Here is a 1768-nt window from a genome sequence, read left to right as displayed (position 1 = left end):
TGATTATGTGGAAACGGGTATTCCGCTGAATGCAAACGTATCATCGGAATTACTTATTAATATTTTCATTCCAAATACACCTCTTCATGACGGAGCGGTAATTATGCAAGGAAGTACAATTAAAGCAGCAGCATGCTATCTTCCATTATCAGAAAGTCCGTTTATTTCTAAAGAATTAGGAACTAGACATCGTGCTGCAATGGGAGTTAGTGAAGTTACTGATAGTATTACAGTAGTTGTGTCTGAAGAAACTGGTCAAATTTCTTTAACGAAAAATGGTAAGTTGCATCGTGATTTGAAGACAGAACAGCTGAAGGATATGTTATTAGCTGAATTTAGTGGGAACGAAAAAACGACTTCTTCGTCTTTATGGAATTGGAGGAGAAAGCGTCATGGATAAGTTAATGGAGAATCATTGGTTTTTAAAAGGGATCTCATTACTATTGGCGTGTATGCTTTTTATGTCAGCGACGTTAACTGAAAAAAATACGACATCAGGTATATTACCTTTTGCAAATGATACGAAAGAAACATTAACTAATTATGCGATTAACCTTAAGTATGATGAGGAGAAATATATTGTAAGTGGTATTCCAGCAGAGGGCGTTAAGGTGAAGTTAGAAGGCCCAAAAGCATCAGTTGCTACAGTAAAAGCAAAAAAACAATTTGACATACCAATTGATTTGCGAGATAGTCCAAAAGGAACTTATGAGATTTCTTTAAAAACGAACGGGCTTCCAGATGATGTGAAAGGAACAGTTCAGCCATCAACAATTAAAGTTACTCTTCATGAAAAGGCGAGAAAATATGTTCATGTAGATTTGAAATTATCAAATGAGGATCAGATGCCAGCGGGGGCTACTCTCGAAAAATCAAGCCTTAAACCGGATACTGTTGAGGTAGTTGGGACGAAAGAAGAAATTGAAAGCATTTCATCTGCCAAAGCGTATGTTGATTTAAAAGGTGTTAATAAAACTGTTACAAAAACGCCCGAAGTTACATTATACAATAAAGAAGGAAAACGTTTAAATGTAAGAACAAGTCCATCTAAGATTAGTGTAACGTTGAATGTGGCAACGCAAACTACAGCCAATAATACTGAAAAAACTGTTCCTGTAACGTATACGAAGAAGGGGAGTTTAGCAGAAGGGTTGGCAGTTACAAATATCAGTGTCGAGCCGAGAGAAGTAACGATAGCTGGTCCAAAAGATATTTTGGATAATATACAATCGCTAGAGGGGGTCGAAGTAGATTTTAGTCAATTGACAGAGTCTACAACATTCGATGCCTCTGTTTTATTACCCAAGGGTGTAACAAGTGCAAAACCGAATCAAGTGAAGGTTTCGGTGGGAGTACAAAAAACAAAACAAACGAAAACAAAAACGATTGATGGTATCCCAATCCAAAAAAATGGACTTTCTAAAGATGTTACGGCTCAGCTAATTTCGCCGCAAGATGAAAAGATAAGTGTTGATATTTCAGGAGAAGCAAGTATAGTAGATAAAATAACAGCTGCTCAAATAACAGCGGTAATTAATCTGCAAAATGTATCTTCAGGGACGAAAGATATTTCTATTCAAGTGAGTGGTCCTGGTAATATTTCAATAGAGCCAAAACAAAAAAGTGCTAAAGTTACTATTGTAAAGAAAGAAAAACCAGATAAAGAAGTACAGGGTAACGGTCAACAACCGGATTCAAACACCAATCAAGAAAATCAAAATGAGAAGCCAAAAAATCCTGAACCCGATCCAGAAAAGGAAAAGGAACA

At 36.4% G+C, this 1768-nt stretch carries 2 protein-coding genes; both read left to right on the top strand.

The features are described from left to right. Positions 1-400: diadenylate cyclase (locus MR167_RS31350; protein ID WP_242316223.1), on the top strand; the 400-nt coding region annotated here is incomplete at its 5' end. Then, positions 393-1768, top strand: a 1376-nt coding sequence (locus tag MR167_RS31345) for a CdaR family protein (protein WP_242316222.1), incomplete at its 3' end; no start/stop codon positions are given. The genes MR167_RS31350 and MR167_RS31345, both read left to right, overlap by 8 nt.

It is taken from the genome of Bacillus cereus group sp. BfR-BA-01355 (genome assembly GCF_022663675.1).
Taxonomy (GTDB): domain Bacteria; phylum Bacillota; class Bacilli; order Bacillales; family Bacillaceae_G; genus Bacillus_A; species Bacillus_A thuringiensis_S.
The sequence above is the reverse complement of the archived record's forward strand: the minus strand, read 5'-3'. Positions and strand labels throughout refer to the sequence as shown.